Consider the following 15,405-nt stretch of genomic DNA (forward strand, 5'->3'; position numbering starts at 1 on the left):
TGCAGTCCGTTTTTCAGCGCGGCAGTGCGAATCCAACGAAGCGAGAGCGAACCATGACGAAGCGTCTCAACTGGCTGGCGATGGTTCCCGCGGCCTTGTTCGCCAGTGCGGCCATCGCCCAGCAATATCCGATGCTCGACATGGTCGCCGGCAAAGTGATTCAGAAGTACCAAGGGGCAACATGTGAGCAGTTGTGGCAGGAACGCGCGAAGAAAAACGCCCCGAAGCCCGAGCGGGAACAGCAGGCGTTGCAGCTACTGCATGACGATCCGCAGATGCGTGCCGCTTTCATCGATAGAGTCGCCGCGCCGGTCGCCAACAAGTTGTTCGAGTGCGGCATGATTCCGTGATTGCGACGGTCGTCGGCATCGCCGGCAGCACACGCCGCAAACGCACTGACCCCACGAGGCTCTGATGACTCACGCGAACCTGCTTCGGCGAATTGTGGTCATCGCACTTGGCCTCGCTCTGACAACGGGCGGCTACGCGCAACAGCCGCCGCACAGTGCCAAAGTGGCCGCGAAGACGACGGCGAAAAGCGCAGTGCCCACGTTCAAGCCCGGGCTCGAGCCGCGTGCGGTCGATATACTGAAGGCAGCGTGCGCCCGGCTCGCCGCGGCGCGTTCCATGTCGTTCACGGCGGTCGTCTCGTATGAAAGCCCGAGCCGCCTCGGCACTCCCCTCGTCTACTCCACCCGCTCGGAAGTCGTCATGCAGCGGCCCGACAAGCTGAGAGTCGTCACACTCGACGACGGCCCGGCTTCCGATTTCTACTACGACGGCAAGACCATGACGGCCGTCGCGCCCGCGGAGAAACTCGTCGCGGTTGCCGATGCGCCACCCACGATCGACGCCGCGCTGCAGGCCGCGTTCGATTCCGGCGCGATCTATTTCCCGTTTACCGATGTCATCGTCGCGGATCCGTACAAGGACATTGCCGATGGCTTGACGACGGCGTTCTATATCGGCCAATCGAAAGTGGTGGGCGCGACGACGACGGACATGGTGGCCTACGTGACGGGAGGCGTGTTCGTGCAGATCTGGATCGGAGCGGAAGACAAGCTGCCACGGCGCATTTACGCCATCTATCTGAACGATCGCTTGCGGTTGCGTCACGTGCTGGAATTGTCCGACTGGCAATTGGATAGACCTGTGGCTGCGGACGCTTTCACGGCGCCCGATATAAGCGGTGCGGCGCGCATCGCATTCGCGCGTCCCGACGCCACGGATGCGCCAGGTATGAAGCCGCCGCCGAAAGCGCTGCATCACAAAGTCCAGTGAGGAGACGAACATGAAGAACCTCGTCATCCGTCTGGCGGCTCTGCTGATGCCGGTGCTTGTCACGGCCGATGCGCTCGCGTGGTCGCATGCGAACGCCTACGGCGGCGGTACTTATCATGCCCCCGGCTCGGGCTCCACGACCCGCACCAACTATGCAGGCGGCAGCGAAACCCATACGTATGGACAAGGGACCACCGCCACTGGCCGCTACGGCGACACGGCGACCCATCAGGCCGGTTCGGGACAGACGACCGCGACCAATCCGTATGGAGGCAGCGCGACCCACACATACGGTCAAGGCACGTCTGCGAGCAATGCATATGGCGGCAGCGCGTACCACGCGACGGGCTCCGGTTACACAAGCTATACGAGCGCTTCCGGAGCAACGGCGTATCACAGTCCTTATTACGGCGCGCATTATCCGGCCTACCATCCGCCCGTCACCGTGAATACGTATGGTTCCGGATGCTACAACTGCGGAGGTTGGTCCACAGCGGGCGCCGCCGCCGCGGGAGTAGCGGTCGGGGTTGCGGCCGGCGCTGCCATCGCCTCCGCCAACACGGCGGCGGCCACTTCGACCGCCTACAACGCGGGTGTCGCGGCAGGCGCCGCCGCCAACCCGGGCTTTGCCATGGGAGCGGTGTATGCCGTACTGCCGGCCGGCTGTGTTGCTCCGAACGTTCACGGTACGACGTACTATCTATGCGGCAACACCTGGTTTGCGCCTGCCTATGGCGCCAACGGTGTCTATTATCGTGTGGTGCCGGCGCCATGATGCGGGTGCCGGCCCGGTTATACAAGAGCGCCCTCCACTGCTATGAAGAACCGCGCTCGGATGAACACGTCGCACAGACCCAGCTGCGAATGCATCGAATAATTGACCCGCGTGAAAGCGGGCAGAAGCGTACGTAATGACTTCGCGCGGCCGTCTCTCTTAACACCAGTCGGTTTCACCGTTGCGCCCACCATACCGTGGCAAAATCAGCGACACCGCAGCATGTGTCCTGGAGGCTTGTCATGGGCAACGAAACGCACGTCGAACCTCAAACCGACGCAGCCAGCGTGCCGGACGCCGCGCCGGACATTCCCGGCCAGATTGTCCTCGTCTTTCAGGGCGGCGGTGCCCTCGGCGCGTACCAGGCGGGCGTGTATCAGGCACTTCATGACGGCAAAGTCGAACCTCACTGGGTCATCGGCACGTCGATCGGCGCGATAAATGGCGCGATCATCGCCGGCAATTTGCCCGAGAACCGCATGGCGCGCTTGACCCAGTTCTGGAACGGCGTGGCACGTCATGGCATCGAAGCGGCAAACTGGCTGCCGGGACTCGCAAACTGGCTGCGCGACCTCGCCACGGTCACTCAAGGCGTGCCGTCGTTTTTTACTCCGCAGTTGCAATCCTGGGCGGGCATTCAGGCACGCGTTCGTTCCGATCAGGCCGCTTTTTATTCAACGGGACCGCTACGCGAGACCCTGTCCTCGCTAGTCGATTTCGACTACCTGAATCAGAAGGCGACGCGGCTGACAGTCGGCACCGTCAATGTGCGCAGCGGACGCATGCGCTACTTCACCAATCGCGACGCGCTGCTGGACGTCGAACACGTGATGGCCTCCGCCGCATTTCCGCCCGGCTTCCCAGCGGTGCAACTGGAAGGCGAATCGTACTGGGACGGCGGCATCTATTCGAATACGCCGCTCGAAGCCGTGCTCGACGACCGGCCGCGGCGCGACTCGGTGATTTTTTCGGTGCAGTTATGGCCTTCGAGCGGTCCGGAACCCGAGTCGATCTTGCAGGTCATGAGCCGGCAACGCGACATTCAGTATTCGAGCCGCGCGGAAAGTCATCTCGATCGACAGAAGCAGATTCACCGCTTGCGCCACGTGATTCGAGAACTCGGCCGGCATCTCCCCGAAGAGGTACGCGACGATCCTGAGGTCCGCGATCTCCTCGGCTGGGGTTGCGGCACGACGATGCGGGTGCTGGAACTCGACGCTCCGGCATTCGATAACGACGACCTGAACAGGGACATCGATTTTTCGTCGGCGGGCATCAAGCGGCGCTGGCTTGCTGGTTACGAAGACACGGTCCGCTTACTGAAGCGCGCGCCCTGGCGGGAAACACTGGACCCGATGGAAGGCCTCTCGGTCTTTCGCATGGCCTCGGCGGAAAGCCAGAAATGAATCGCGCTAGCGCCGCAAGCAGCGCTTAGCGACGTCGGGCGCGGCGTAGGCCTCGCGCGCCCACCCACCGCAAAATCCATTTGTACCTCCCACGCAAGACTGTTTGTCCATGGCGGGTGTTCGAGATCGGCGCCAATGCGCCTAGATTTCATACCCATCGGAGCCGCTGGCCCGATCAGCATTTGATCCCAAGTTACTTATCCGGAGATTTAGCCATGAACACGTCACAAAAAGTCGTCGTCGTTACGGGCGCATCGCAAGGCATCGGCGCCGAACTGGTCAACGCATTTCGCAAGCTCGACTACCGCGTCGTCGCCACCGCACGTTCGGTCAAGCCCTCGGAAGATCCCAACATCCTGACCGTGGCAGGCGATATCGGCGACCCGGCCACCGCGCAGCGCGTGATTACCGAAGCCATCGCCCGCTTTGGCCGCGTCGACACGCTGGTCAACAACGCCGGCATCTTCGTCGCCAAGCCCTTCACCAGCTATACGGCCGAAGACTACGCAAACGTCACCGCCGTGAACCTCAACGGCTTCTTCTTCATCACGCAACTCGCCATCGCCGAGATGGAAAAGAATGGCAGCGGTCACGTGGTCAGCATTTCGACCAGCCTCGTCGACCACGCCATCGACGGCGTGCCCTCGGTGCTGGCCTCGCTGACCAAGGGCGGCCTGAATGCGGCCACGAAGTCGCTGGCGATCGAATACGCGAAGAGAGGCATCCGCGCGAATGCCGTCTCGCCGGGCATCATCAAGTCGCCGATGCATGCGGAAGAAACCCATGCGGCGCTCGGCGGGCTGCATCCGGTCGGGCACATGGGCGAAATGAGCGATATCGTGGGCGCTGTCCTGTATCTGGATTCGGCGCCGTTCGTGACAGGCGAAATCCTGCACGTCGACGGCGGCCAGAGCGCAGGCCACTGATCACGCCAGGGCGCCGCTGACCGGCGCCCTTCACGTCAACCGAGGATTACGGAGAACGCCATGCCTATCGTCACAATTCAGGTGACCCGCGAAGGTTCCAAACCCGGCAACGATGCCGTCACGGCCGACGAAAAAGCCAGGCTCATCGCAGGCGTCAGTCAGTTGCTGCTGGACGTGCTGAACAAGCCGCTCGCAGCGACCTTCGTTGTCATCGAAGAAGTGGACACCGAGAACTGGGGCTGGGGCGGATTGCCGGTTGAGGCCTATCGCAAGCAGCTAGCCCAGAAGCCGGGTTGAGCGTCCGGACGGGGATCGCTCAACTCGTTGGTCTTGCAGTTTTTAGTTCGCGAACTGCCGCAGCTGCTCAATGCTCTGTTTCAGTTCGCGCTCCAGCTGCGCCACCAGTTCCGCCGCGGGCAACGACCTTGCCAGCGCGGCGGCCTGGCCTGCCCATTGCGCGCCGTAGCCGAACTCCCCTTTCGCCTTCGCTGCCGCATTCAGCGCCTTACCGGCGTCGTAGGCGATGGGATAGTCGGGCGGCCTGGGTGAATGCACGTCGGCGCCGAGCGCCGTGAAGCTGTTCGCCATGCTTCTCGCCAGCCGCCCGGAGATCGCCGCCGTGAAAATCGTGCGGCGAGCCGCCTCGCCGAGCATCGCGCGACGATAACCCTCGTCGATCGACGTTTCCGGGCACGCCACAAAGGCCGTGCCAAGCTGCGCGGCCTGAGCGCCGAGCGCGAGCGCCGCAGCAATGCCGGCGCCGTCCATGATGCCGCCGGCGGCGATCACCGGCAGCCGGCATTCCCTGGCCAGCAAACGTGTCAGGGCGAACGTGCCCAACCTGTCGTCGAATGCATCCGGGTCGAAGACACCGCGATGCCCGCCCGCCTCGATCCCTTGCGCCACGATCGCATCGACGCCCGCCGCTTCGACCTGCGCCGCTTCCTCCAGATTGGTCGCGCTGGCAAGCAGCTTGATGCCCGCCTTCCTCAGTTCGGCGATGACATCGGGCGAAGGCAAGCCGAAGTGGAAACTGACAATCGCCGGCTTCTCCTCCAGAAAGACCGCCAGCATCGCGGGGTCCGCAAGGAAGCTCGTGTAGATCTCCGACAGCTTCGCCGGCGGCGTCGCCCCATACTTTTCGAAGTGCGGCGCAAGCCAGCTCAACCATTGCTGCTCGAGCGCCGCATCCGCTTGCGCAGGCTGATGACAAAAAACGTTAATGTTGAACGGCTTGCCCGTCAGTGCGCGCGTCTCCTTGATCACCTTGCGCGCGCCGTCAGCGTTCATCGCTCCGACGCCCAACGAGCCGAGCCCGCCTGCATTGGAAACAGCCGCGGCCAGTGCGGGCGTGCTGACACCCGCCATCGGCGCCTGAATGATTGGTTTGTCGATGCCCAGCACGTGCAGCAAGGCGCGGTTGTCGGTCTGGTCGGTCATGTCGCTTCCTCATCGAGTCTCACTACAATATAGTCCTGATATTCCGTATGAACCCTCGTTCCGCATCCATCGCGACCGCGCTGCCGTTGCGTTCGCGTTGCGGCCGTTCCGGGCGGCATTCTGCCTGGACAAGATAGCGATCAGGCACTTCGCCAAGAGACCATGCAGCGTCAATTTGAAGATGTCCTTCTGGGCAGTATCGAACTGTTCTGTCTGGCGGCCGAACTGGAGAGTTTCACCGAGGCCGCGAATGCCGCGAGCGTCACACCGGCCGCCGTCAGCCGTACGGTCGCGCGTCTGGAGGAGCGCCTCGGCGTGCGATTGTTTGTGCGGACCACCCGGCAGATCCGTTTGACCGATGCGGGACGACGGTACTTCGAACAATGTCGCCTGGCGCTGGCCCAGCTCGCCGAAGCCGAGCGCGAAGCGACCGGACAGCAAACCGCGCCGACCGGCGTGCTGCGCATCAGCATGCCGACGCCGTATGGACACTACCGCGTGCTTCCCCTGCTGGCCGAGTTTCGCAAGCGCTATCCGGGCGTGACGGTCGAAACACATCTCAGCAATCGCAACATCGATTTTGGCGAAGAAGGCTTCGACCTGGCCATTCGCGGCGCGGCGCCCGGAGACTCCGGGCTGATCGCGCGCACGATCGAGGACGCGGAACTGGTGGTCGTCGCTTCGCCGGCTTATCTGCGCGGCGCAGCCAAACTGAAAACGCCGGACGACCTGATCCATCACGACTGTGTCCAGTACGCGTTGCCGAGCACCGGCCGCAATCTTCCGTGGCTGTTCAAATACGAAGGCGAAGTTGTCGAGACGATGACGAGCGGCGGCTACACGTCGTCGGGCGACGTGCTTGCCGGGGCAACGCTCGCGCGTCACGGGGCGGGTATTTTTCAAACCTATCGGTTCATCGTCGAGAAAGACATTGCCGCGGGAACGCTCAAGGAATTGCTCATTCCTTATGGCGGTTGCTCGCGGCCATTCGTTCTGCTTTATCCGCATGCGCGGCATCTGTCCTCGCGCGTGCGCAGTTTCGTCGACTTCCTGATGGAAAAGCTGGGATCGTAGGCTTGCGGATGGCCGCGCGACGCTCTCCACAGCGGCCCGCTACACGCGCAGCGGGAAGATGAACTTCGCCGCCAGCAGTCCAAGCACGCCGCCGAGGAGCGTCTCCCAGGCGCGCGCGCCAAGAATCGAAATGGAGTGCACGCCGCCGATCGCCAGCGTCACGATCAATGTGAAGGCGAACGCCCCGCAAGCGATGTCGTAGCGATCGGGCAACGCCATCGCGTAGATGATCATGGCGGCCGCGACGGCGGCCCAGGCGAGCAGCGGCACGTGCTCGACGAGCGGCAAGCAGGCTAGACCCACCGGAACGCCGACCAAGGTGCCGATGATCCGTCGGCGCACGCGTTCCGCTGTGCCGCTCGCGGAGCCGGCAACCACGTAGGTACTTGCGGTGATCGCCCAGGCGGACTCCTTGAGTCCGATCGTCTCGTTCAAGGCAACGACGACCAGCGCGCCGCTTGCCGCCTGCAGGCCCATGATGAGTTCAGCCGACAGTCTCCAGCGATCCGGCACGTTGACGGGCGAAAGCACCGTCATGGCGGGACGCTCCGCCGGGCCGCTGAGCAGGCGCGGAACAATCGACGCGAGCATGGCGATCAATCCCGCCACCACGACGGCCGGCAGATCGACCGGCGTCAGACGGACGTTGTAGGCCAGCAATTGCCCGATGTATATCTGGGAGCCCATTCCCGCACCTAGAATGCCGAAGCGCTTGAGGTAGCCGACCAGAAAGGCGCCTGTGACGAGCGTCAGTTCCGGGCCCGATTTGCCGATTGCCTGCAGGAGCGGGGCGAATGCGATGAACATGGCAGCGCCGAGCCCGGCGGCGGCACACAGGAGTGCCAGATCGCGGCTGGATTCGGGCCGCGTGACGCGCGCTTCCGAGACGCTGGCCCACAGTGCGAAGTTGCCGGCCAGCGAAGCAACGAGCGTCGCGCCGGGCAGACCATGCGTGACGTCCTGCAACGTCCCGAGCGCGGCGGCGATCCCGTAGGCGGTGATAAGCCGCAGTCCCTTGATCCGGCGATGCGTGCCGGGGTCCATCTGCTCCAGCCATGTCCTCGCCCGTACTAGGGCGCCACGCCCGCCCTCGCCGGTGGCTTCGCCTCGAATGCCATCGCTCGCCGCGCGATTTTGCGCGTCGGCGCCGATCTTTTGCTCGTCGTCCTCCGGGATCATCTTTCGCTTCACGGCGTGGTGCGCGTCGGATTGGGCTACCCCGTAGTCTAGTCGATAGGAACGGCACGGACCGGCCGGAAATCGTTGCCAGCGGCTTGTTGCTCCAGCCCGGTTAGACAACCGCGTCCTGACGGCCATCGACCAATCGTGGCCCTGATCACAATAAATCGTACGCGTTTTAATCTTATGCGCTTGACAAGGCCGAACTTCTCGATCATTATTCGACGCATGCGATCGCATCGCATGCGATTTAAAGCGATTTGACACCCTCTCTTACTCAAGGAATTCATGATGACCAAGATCGAAACTGTCCTGCTCACCGGCAAAACCCACACGAAGTTCAGCGGCCGCGGCGGTCGCGTCGACCTCAATCTGTCGGCGGCCAAAGGCGGCGGCGACGACATCGCGTTCCCGGGCGTCCAGGCGCATCCGACCGCCGAGCAGTTGTTCGCGGGCGCTTGGTCGGCCTGTTACATCTCCGCGATCGGTCTCGTGGCTCAGGCGAAGAAGGTGACGCTTCCGGCCGATTTGTCGGTGGATATCGAGGTGGATCTGGGCATGACCGGGGACGCCTACTTCTTGCAGGCCCGCTTCGACGTCAGCGTGCCGGGCGTGGCGCGCGAAGTCGCCGAGGCCATCGCGCATGAAGCGCACGAAATCTGCCCGTACTCGAAAGCGACGCGGGGAAACATCGACGTCGTGGTCAACGTGGTCTGATCCTTTCCGTCACTGAACCGGCATTTCAGGGCGCGATCCGGCAAGGTTCGCGCCTGTCACCAAACATCTTTTAAGTGGAGTTCCATCATGAAAACCAAATTCGTTGCTGCATTGCTCGTCGCCCTTTCTGCTACCGCCGCCGCACCCGCGTTCGCCAGCGGCTATGGTCCGGCGCCCTTCTACCGGCCTTCGGTCGGCGCCCCGGCGTCGCAGCGCGGGCAGAGCGCGCAAACCGTCGCGGCGAATGCCGACGACGCAGCCGGCTCGCAAGCGGCGTATGGCGGTGTCGCCTCCGGCCACTCCGAGTCCGCGAGCCGCGCCGCCGTCGCGCCTCACGACAATCTTTACGCACGTCACTAAAGCGCGCAGCCGGCCCCGACACGCAGCGCGGCCGGTTTGCTTGCCAAATGCCAGGTCAGCACGCTGGGCTTTGCCTGTCGGTCGACAGGCAAACGACCGCGACGGCGCGCGCAGCGCCGCCGGAAGAATGACTGCTGTGTGACGAACGCGGAGTGTGCGAGAGCACTGATTCCAGATGCACCACAAGCGTGGCTGCGCGAGAGACCCGCTTAAGAACTGGCGGTGTGAGCTGCTTTCTTTTGCCTACTTTTCTTTGCAGCGGTGTATGGAACTGGGACATAGGTAACAGGTGTATCGGGACATGGGTAACACTCTGGAAACGTTTTTTCCGGAGCTGGCCATGTCGTGGAACCCGAGAGATACCGTGAACCTACGTCTGGAATTTGTTCAGCTGGCCTTGCAGAAAGGCGCAAACCGGCGCGAGTTGTGCCAGCGCTACGCCGTCAGTGCGAAGACCGGTTACAAGTGGCTCAAACGTTACGCGGAGTCGGGTGAAGCCGGTCTGCATGACCGTTCAAGCAGGCCGCTCTGCAGCCCGGATCGCACCACCCTGAGATCGAGCACCGCGTGGTTGCACTTGCGGTTGTACCGCACTTCGCGACGGCGCGCAGCCATATGCCTGCGGCAAACCTGACTATTGCGGCGGAATGTGTTCCGTACGCAAATCACCAGCATTCAGACGTCCCATCTTCGCAGCCAGTTGAAGCCGCGCCGCACGCCAGTCTGTGAGCGCCTGGATGCGTTGTTGCTTGGCGTCCGAAAGCGCCTTTTGAGCGGTCAGCAGTTCCAGGATGCTTCCCACACCCGCCGCATAGCGACGCCGCGCAACTTCAAACGAACGCTGCGCAAGCTGTTTTAGCGTAGCGGTGTTTCCCACGCTCTGTATGTTCGTCTGCAATGCCTGGTAACTCTTCCATACGTCGAGCCCGACCTGCTGTCGGGCTTCATCGAGCGTATCCGCCTGCACCTCCGTCTGGGCTTGCGCCTCACGCACTTTGTACGTCCGGCTCAACCCTTCGAACAATGGAATCTGCAGCTGCACGCCGACATACCAGTCGCGCCCGGTTGCGGCGAATTCAGGCTGTCCGAGACCCAGACTGGCGGGCTGGTTATTCTGGCTGTATTTCGCGATCAGACTCAGGTTCGGCAACCCTTCGGCGCGTGTCTGCTGTTCGCTGGCAATCGCCGCGTCGAGCTTCGCCCTAGCGGCAGCAATAGCCGGGTGGATGGTTTGCGCTTCCTCGATCATGCTGGAGATCGACGCCGTGAAATCCTGGTCCGGCACCACGCCGTCCTCAGCAGCCGGCATCGTGACCGGCTGATCCGGGCTCAGGAACATGTCTGCGGCGAGTGTGCCGAGAGCGGCCTGAAGGTCGCCTTCGGCCTTCGCCCGGTTAAACGTTGGCAACACGATATCTGGCGATCCAGTTAGCTGTGCTTCGATGGCAGCCCTATTAACTTGCATCCATGCTTTCGCTTCATTTTCATCGAACGAGTTCATTACCGGAAAGGCTTGGATCGTGAACTCGGGGAGATTAAACCCGCCTCGGATGAGCGTACTGCATGTATGAACATCCAGAGTCGCCAATATCTTGCTTACCGCTGACAGACGCTGCTCTAATAGTTCTGTTGATAGTTTAGACACTCCCTTCGCTTCCAGCGTGCCTGAAAGGCTTAACAGATCGCCTGGATTCTTTGAAGGGCTCAGAGCGACTAATTTTTTATTACCCAACACCCATTTGCGGAATTCGTCATATTCACGGCGCATGGGAGACGACAGCGAATACGGATTTTCTGACAAGGGCGATGCATCGACAACGGTGTCCCCAGTTCCGATGCGGAAATTCTTGTTATCGCTGACCGCCGTCTTGTCATGGTATTTCCCGTCTTGCCCTCGAGCTGTTCTGGCGGGAGTTCAACAACCGCCGCGAAGTCGGTGCGTGCGTCGGACTGGTGCCGCAGCCTTACGACAGCGGCGAAAGCCAGGTCGACCAGGGGATCAGCAAACAGGGAAACCGGCGGGTACGCGCACTGCTGATCGAGATCGCCTGGACCTGGCTGCGCTATCAGCCTGGCAGCGCATTAACGAAATGGTTTGACCAACGCACACAGGGCACAGGACCGAACCGACGCGCACGTCGCATCGCCATCGTCGCAGTAGCGCGACGTCTTGCCATTGCACTGTGGCGCTATCTGAAAGACGGAGTCATGCCCGAAGGCGCGCACCTCAAGTCAGCTTAAGTCCCCTCAGGTTTCGCAGGAAGGAGGTAAAGGTTCGGCCAGGCAGTTTCGTAGCAATACGGTTGGAGTGAACATGCCCGTGATCACGCTGGGTTGCTGAAGCAACCGAATATTTTCAGATAGGGCATGTTCCCGGAAAGATTCCGGCGTAACGCGCATGCAGGATGAGGCTGGCGACACGCCAGCGGATAGAAGGTGGTGAGATGCTGGTTCATCTCACGAGCGCAACAGCGACTTCAGACCAAACACACGGAGACATGTTATGAAGATTCTGGCGTAGGCGTTCTTGACAAAGTTTCGCTCATAGAAGTGTGATCCACCGTCGAGACTTACTGCTACGTCGCCCTCAGGAAATTCACGCGCCTATGGATGGAAAACGAAAACCGATCCAGATTGACACGGAAAGTCATATCAGTTGAGAGCATTGACGCGATCACCCCCGGCGGCCGTCTCGGCGGCGGACGCCATGGATGCACCAGCGTCGGATAGTGGACCGAAGTAATCCGCAATTGTGAAGGTTGGCATTTCTGATTGACTCAATCTATTGCTTAAATAAATGGAAAATGACAAATTGGAATTCGTATTAAATTTTTTTCTGAAATTAAATATTAAATTTTTTCATTGCCCTCGCTCTCGGTGAGCAGCATTCTTGCGACATACCCACGATAAGGTTCAGGTAAAAAATTACCTTGTGAATAAAGAGTTCGCACCGTCGCGCAAGCGTCCTCATCAGACGCCGTCTTCAGCCCAGCCAATCTTGCAATAAATTCCTTGGATTGCGGTGCATACATTGATTTGGCAATCTTGACAATGCTTCGCGTTGCGTCTTCAGTGGGAAGCACGATGAGTGGCGACCGATGTAGTTGCGCCTCGATTGCGGCTCTAGCAACAGAAAACCATGCTTTCGCTTCTTCTGAATTAAATGAGTTCATTGTCGAAGCCGACTGCGCCGTAAACTCTGTAGCATCAAAGTTTCCCTTTATGAACGTAGCGCAAACATGGGTGTTCAGCGACGGTAATATTTTGTTAACGGATGAAAACCGTTGCTCAAGTACGTCCGTTGGCAACCGGGGCATTCCTTTCGCCGCCAATCGTCCAGATAACATCATCAAATCATTTGGACCTGCTGCGTCATTGACAGCTTTTAGCTCCTTGTTATTTAACAACCATTTTCGGTATTCGTCGAACTCTTGGTAAATAGGGGACGATAACCTTGATATCTGCTATGCGATCTGCATCAGGGAGAGGTGCGAGCCTACGGAAAGGCGCGAGCAATCACGCCTTTCAAATTACTGATTCGACATCGCGCCCCGTTCCGGGGGTGCTTGAGCATGCCCAGGCGAACGTCGGATGAGCGCGAGTTGGTCTGGTTGATGACCGTCACTTGTCAAATTTCGACACAACGCTAGTGGGTAACGCTGGGGTGTGATCGAATGGACTTGCTGGTCCGCGAACAGGGGCAGGCGTGAGCAGGCGGGGGTTTCTCCCTTTGACCGCCTGCTCGCCTGAATGCTAGTGGACCGGCACCTTCCAGACGCTTCATTTTCCTGAGCTATCGGAAAGACAGCAGGTGATCCGTGCGGCGGTTGCCATCCGTGATCGCGTTGCGCTTTTTTGAAGAGACGGCGGGCGCACAGTTGCGGCCCTGTCTTGCCGAGGCCTTCGACATAATCGAGCGCGGATGCCGCAAACTCGCAAAGCAAACTGGAGCGCGACGCCTGATTGTCTCCATGCCTCCCACTTTTGTGACCCAAAGATTTTCACCACTTCTCGGCTCACTCGCTCGCGCACTGCCCGATGTTGAGTTGTCGATCCGCACCGAGCCGACCGACGACTGTCATTGCAATATCCGGTTTGGACGCGAAGCGTTAGGAGCGCGCATTCGGAGTTGCTAATGAAAGAACGTCACACGCTGGTAGGTGCTGGCCACCTGTCAACGCTTTTGGTGCCCATCTTCTCCGGTTAGAAGTAGTCTGGCCATGTACCCACGATATGGTTCGGATAGGGAGTTTCCTTTGGAGTAGAGAGTCTGCGCTGTCGCGCATGCCTCTTGGTCGCCCTCTGTTTCTAAGCTCGCTAACCCCAAGCCGAACGCGTGGCCTTGCGGTTCATACATCGATTGTCTGATCTGATAGATCGCCTGCTTTGCGTTTTCAGTCGATAAAACAATAATTGGCAATCCGTCTAACTCGGCCTCAATGGCAGCTTCGCTCACGGCAAACCACGCCTTCGCCTCCGCTTCGCTGAACGACTCCATGACAGGAATGGCGTAGCCAATGAGCTCGCGATCGGGTATCTCGCCCCGTATAAAACGGGCACACAAGCGCGCATTCAGTGATCTAAGCACCCGCTCAACGAGCGGCAAACGCTGTTCAAGCAGATCCGTCGACAATCGCGCCCGTCCCTTTGTTGCCAGTTGACCGGCGAAGTCCAGTTTGTCGGCTGGCTCTAGGTTTTGTGTTGCATGAGTCAACTTCGCATTGCCTAGCATCCACTGATGGAGTTTCTCAGCCTCACGGTATGCCGCTGACTGTTTTGAAAACGGATTCATCCAACGCGCGGAATTGCTTGACTTGACTTGTTCGAGTTTCACAACCGAAAAGCAGATTGCCGCTACGCCAACTGCAGCGGCCGCCAATATTATTTTTAGCGTCTTGGTCATCAAGGCAATTGAAATCAATGGATTCGTTTTTATTACTCTGGCGCTTTTTTAGCGCGCGTTGCAATCATGAAAGAAACTACCAGTGCCAGGGTTTCGGAAAGGTCAGCAAGACTGTCGCGAAACGTCGGGGCATTTATCTAACCTTGATATTTGCTATGCGACCTGCGTTGGGGAGAGGCGCGAGCAATCGCGCCTTCAAATTACTGACTCGACATTGCGCCCCGTTCCGGGGGCGCTTGAGTATGTCAAAGCGAACGTCGGATGCGCGCGAGCTGGTCTGGTTGACGCCGAAGCCGCGCAGGGCGGCCGGTGCCGCCGGCCTGGCGGATGGGTTCGAGAAAATCGCGGTTGATCGCGTAGCGTGCCATGTCGTGCCCTCAGGTTGGTTGAGGTCGCACAGACCAGCATAGGGAAGTTTTAGGGGAATTTCCGTATGCAACTCTATGCAACCCCATGCAACCCAAGAGCTTGATTTTGTTGACTTATGCAACTCTATTCGAATCCATGCAACGGTAGAATTGCCCGGCACAGGGGCAACGCTAATAGACCACCGTGACTCCAAGAAAAGGCCAACACCACAAAGCACACGCCCAACACCCGCTGCAGCAAAAACAAGACCCATAAACCCGCGCCCCGCTCCACGAAGCGTACAACACCGGCCACACCGATCTCTGGCATCCTTGCAGGACCGCATCCGACAAAACCGCAAGCCAACCACCAACGAAAAGGATTGGATAGAAATGACGACACAAACCGAAACCGCCATCCTGGCCGGCGGCTGCTTCTGGGGCATGCAAGACCTGCTGCGCCGCTACCCCGGCGTGCTGTCCACGCGCGTGGGCTACACGGGCGGCGACGTGCCCAACGCCACTTACCGCAACCACGGCACACACGCCGAAGCGCTAGAAATCGTGTTCGACCCGAACCAGATCAGCTACCGCAAGATCCTGGAGTTTTTCTTCCAGATCCACGATCCGACGACGAAGAACCGCCAGGGCAACGACATCGGCATGAGCTACCGCTCGGCCATCTTCTATCTCGACGATGAGCAGAAGCGAGTGGCCGAGAACACCATCGCCGACGTCGAGGCATCCGACCTCTGGCCCGGCAAGGTCGTCACCGAGGTCGCTGCCGCCGGCCCGTTCTGGGAAGCCGAGCCGGAACATCAGGACTATCTGGAGCGCATTCCCAACGGATACACGTGCCACTTCGTCCGCCCGAACTGGAAGCTACCCGAGCGCGGCTGAAGGTTAAATCAAGCGCCAACGGGCGAGCAACACCGTGGCGCAACAAAAACAAGCCCGCGGACATCGTTCGCGGGCTTCTTCGTTTGGAAAGGCGCCT

Annotated in this window: 15 protein-coding genes and 3 pseudogenes; 13 read left to right on the forward strand and 5 right to left on the reverse strand. The window is 60.2% G+C overall.

Annotated elements, in window-relative coordinates; genetic code table 11:
* Window positions 1-53 precede the first annotated feature (53 nt).
* The 6 genes from PQR42_RS07215 (at window position 54) to PQR42_RS07240 (ending at window position 4,685) form a co-directional block, all read left to right on the forward strand.
* A complete protein-coding gene (locus tag PQR42_RS07215) occupies window positions 54-350 on the forward strand; it encodes a hypothetical protein (protein ID WP_408204529.1) in 297 nt (98 codons plus the stop codon).
* Between the two features lie 64 nt (window positions 351-414).
* Entirely contained in the window at window positions 415-1,281 is an 867-nt protein-coding gene (locus tag PQR42_RS07220; protein WP_408383278.1) for a DUF2092 domain-containing protein, read from the forward strand.
* A gap of 10 nt (window positions 1,282-1,291) precedes the next feature.
* Window positions 1,292-2,056, forward strand: a complete 765-nt coding sequence (locus PQR42_RS07225; protein WP_408383276.1) for a hypothetical protein — start codon at window positions 1,292-1,294, stop codon at window positions 2,054-2,056.
* Between the two features lie 242 nt (window positions 2,057-2,298).
* Complete coding sequence (locus PQR42_RS07230) at window positions 2,299-3,462, forward strand: patatin-like phospholipase family protein (protein ID WP_408383274.1); 1,164 nt, start codon at window positions 2,299-2,301, stop codon at window positions 3,460-3,462.
* Between the two features lie 215 nt (window positions 3,463-3,677).
* The gene (locus PQR42_RS07235; RefSeq protein ID WP_408204525.1) at window positions 3,678-4,388 is read left to right on the forward strand and encodes an SDR family NAD(P)-dependent oxidoreductase; all 711 of its coding nucleotides are present in this window, start codon (window positions 3,678-3,680) and stop codon (window positions 4,386-4,388) included.
* Window positions 4,389-4,448: 60 nt separating this feature from the next.
* Window positions 4,449-4,685, forward strand: coding sequence for a tautomerase family protein (locus PQR42_RS07240; protein ID WP_408204524.1), 237 nt, complete (start codon window positions 4,449-4,451; stop codon window positions 4,683-4,685).
* Between the two features lie 42 nt (window positions 4,686-4,727).
* Here the strand turns inward: PQR42_RS07240 and PQR42_RS07245 are convergent, their stop codons facing one another.
* Window positions 4,728-5,828, reverse strand: a complete 1,101-nt coding sequence (locus PQR42_RS07245) for an NAD(P)H-dependent flavin oxidoreductase (protein WP_408383272.1) — start codon at window positions 5,826-5,828, stop codon at window positions 4,728-4,730.
* 162 nt (window positions 5,829-5,990) lie between these two features.
* Between PQR42_RS07245 and PQR42_RS07250 the strand changes: the two genes are divergently transcribed.
* Window positions 5,991-6,902, forward strand: coding sequence for a LysR family transcriptional regulator (locus tag PQR42_RS07250; RefSeq protein ID WP_408204522.1), 912 nt, complete (start codon window positions 5,991-5,993; stop codon window positions 6,900-6,902).
* 39 nt (window positions 6,903-6,941) lie between these two features.
* On the opposite strand, the gene PQR42_RS07255 is transcribed toward PQR42_RS07250, so the two are convergent.
* The gene (locus PQR42_RS07255; protein WP_408383657.1) at window positions 6,942-8,081 is read right to left on the reverse strand and encodes an FUSC family protein; all 1,140 of its coding nucleotides are present in this window, start codon (window positions 8,079-8,081) and stop codon (window positions 6,942-6,944) included.
* A gap of 291 nt (window positions 8,082-8,372) precedes the next feature.
* Here PQR42_RS07255 and PQR42_RS07260 point away from each other — a divergent pair, with 291 nt between their 5' ends.
* From PQR42_RS07260 to PQR42_RS07270, 3 genes and pseudogenes are all read left to right on the forward strand, one after another.
* Window positions 8,373-8,798 carry an Ohr family peroxiredoxin gene (locus PQR42_RS07260; RefSeq protein ID WP_408204776.1) on the forward strand — a complete coding sequence of 142 codons (426 nt, stop codon included), beginning with the start codon at window positions 8,373-8,375 and terminating at the stop codon, window positions 8,796-8,798.
* Between the two features lie 87 nt (window positions 8,799-8,885).
* Window positions 8,886-9,158 carry a hypothetical protein gene (locus PQR42_RS07265; RefSeq protein WP_408204521.1) on the forward strand — a complete coding sequence of 91 codons (273 nt, stop codon included), beginning with the start codon at window positions 8,886-8,888 and terminating at the stop codon, window positions 9,156-9,158.
* A gap of 340 nt (window positions 9,159-9,498) precedes the next feature.
* Window positions 9,499-9,737, forward strand: a pseudogene (locus PQR42_RS07270) (helix-turn-helix domain-containing protein); the annotation flags it as partial.
* Window positions 9,738-9,792: 55 nt separating this feature from the next.
* Here PQR42_RS07270 and PQR42_RS07275 read toward each other — a convergent pair.
* A complete protein-coding gene (locus PQR42_RS07275) occupies window positions 9,793-10,959 on the reverse strand; it encodes a TolC family protein (protein WP_408493598.1) in 1,167 nt (388 codons plus the stop codon).
* A gap of 74 nt (window positions 10,960-11,033) precedes the next feature.
* Here PQR42_RS07275 and PQR42_RS07280 point away from each other — a divergent pair.
* Window positions 11,034-11,399: pseudogene (locus PQR42_RS07280) on the forward strand (transposase); the annotation flags it as partial.
* 608 nt (window positions 11,400-12,007) lie between these two features.
* On the opposite strand, the gene PQR42_RS07285 reads toward PQR42_RS07280, so the two are convergent.
* On the reverse strand, window positions 12,008-12,565 hold the full coding sequence (locus PQR42_RS07285; RefSeq protein WP_408493599.1) for a hypothetical protein: 558 nt from the start codon (window positions 12,563-12,565) through the stop codon (window positions 12,008-12,010).
* Between the two features lie 411 nt (window positions 12,566-12,976).
* Here PQR42_RS07285 and PQR42_RS07290 point away from each other — a divergent pair.
* A pseudogene (locus PQR42_RS07290) lies at window positions 12,977-13,323 on the forward strand (LysR family transcriptional regulator); the annotation flags it as partial.
* Between the two features lie 9 nt (window positions 13,324-13,332).
* Here PQR42_RS07290 and PQR42_RS07295 read toward each other — a convergent pair.
* On the reverse strand, window positions 13,333-14,079 hold the full coding sequence (locus PQR42_RS07295; protein ID WP_408493600.1) for a hypothetical protein: 747 nt from the start codon (window positions 14,077-14,079) through the stop codon (window positions 13,333-13,335).
* A gap of 722 nt (window positions 14,080-14,801) precedes the next feature.
* Here PQR42_RS07295 and msrA point away from each other — a divergent pair.
* Window positions 14,802-15,308, forward strand: a complete 507-nt coding sequence (gene msrA / locus PQR42_RS07300; RefSeq protein WP_408204775.1) for a peptide-methionine (S)-S-oxide reductase MsrA — start codon at window positions 14,802-14,804, stop codon at window positions 15,306-15,308.
* The last annotated feature ends 97 nt before the right edge of the window (window positions 15,309-15,405 follow it).

This window comes from Paraburkholderia sediminicola, assembly GCF_046027355.1.
GTDB classification, from domain to species: domain Bacteria; phylum Pseudomonadota; class Gammaproteobacteria; order Burkholderiales; family Burkholderiaceae; genus Paraburkholderia; species Paraburkholderia sediminicola_B.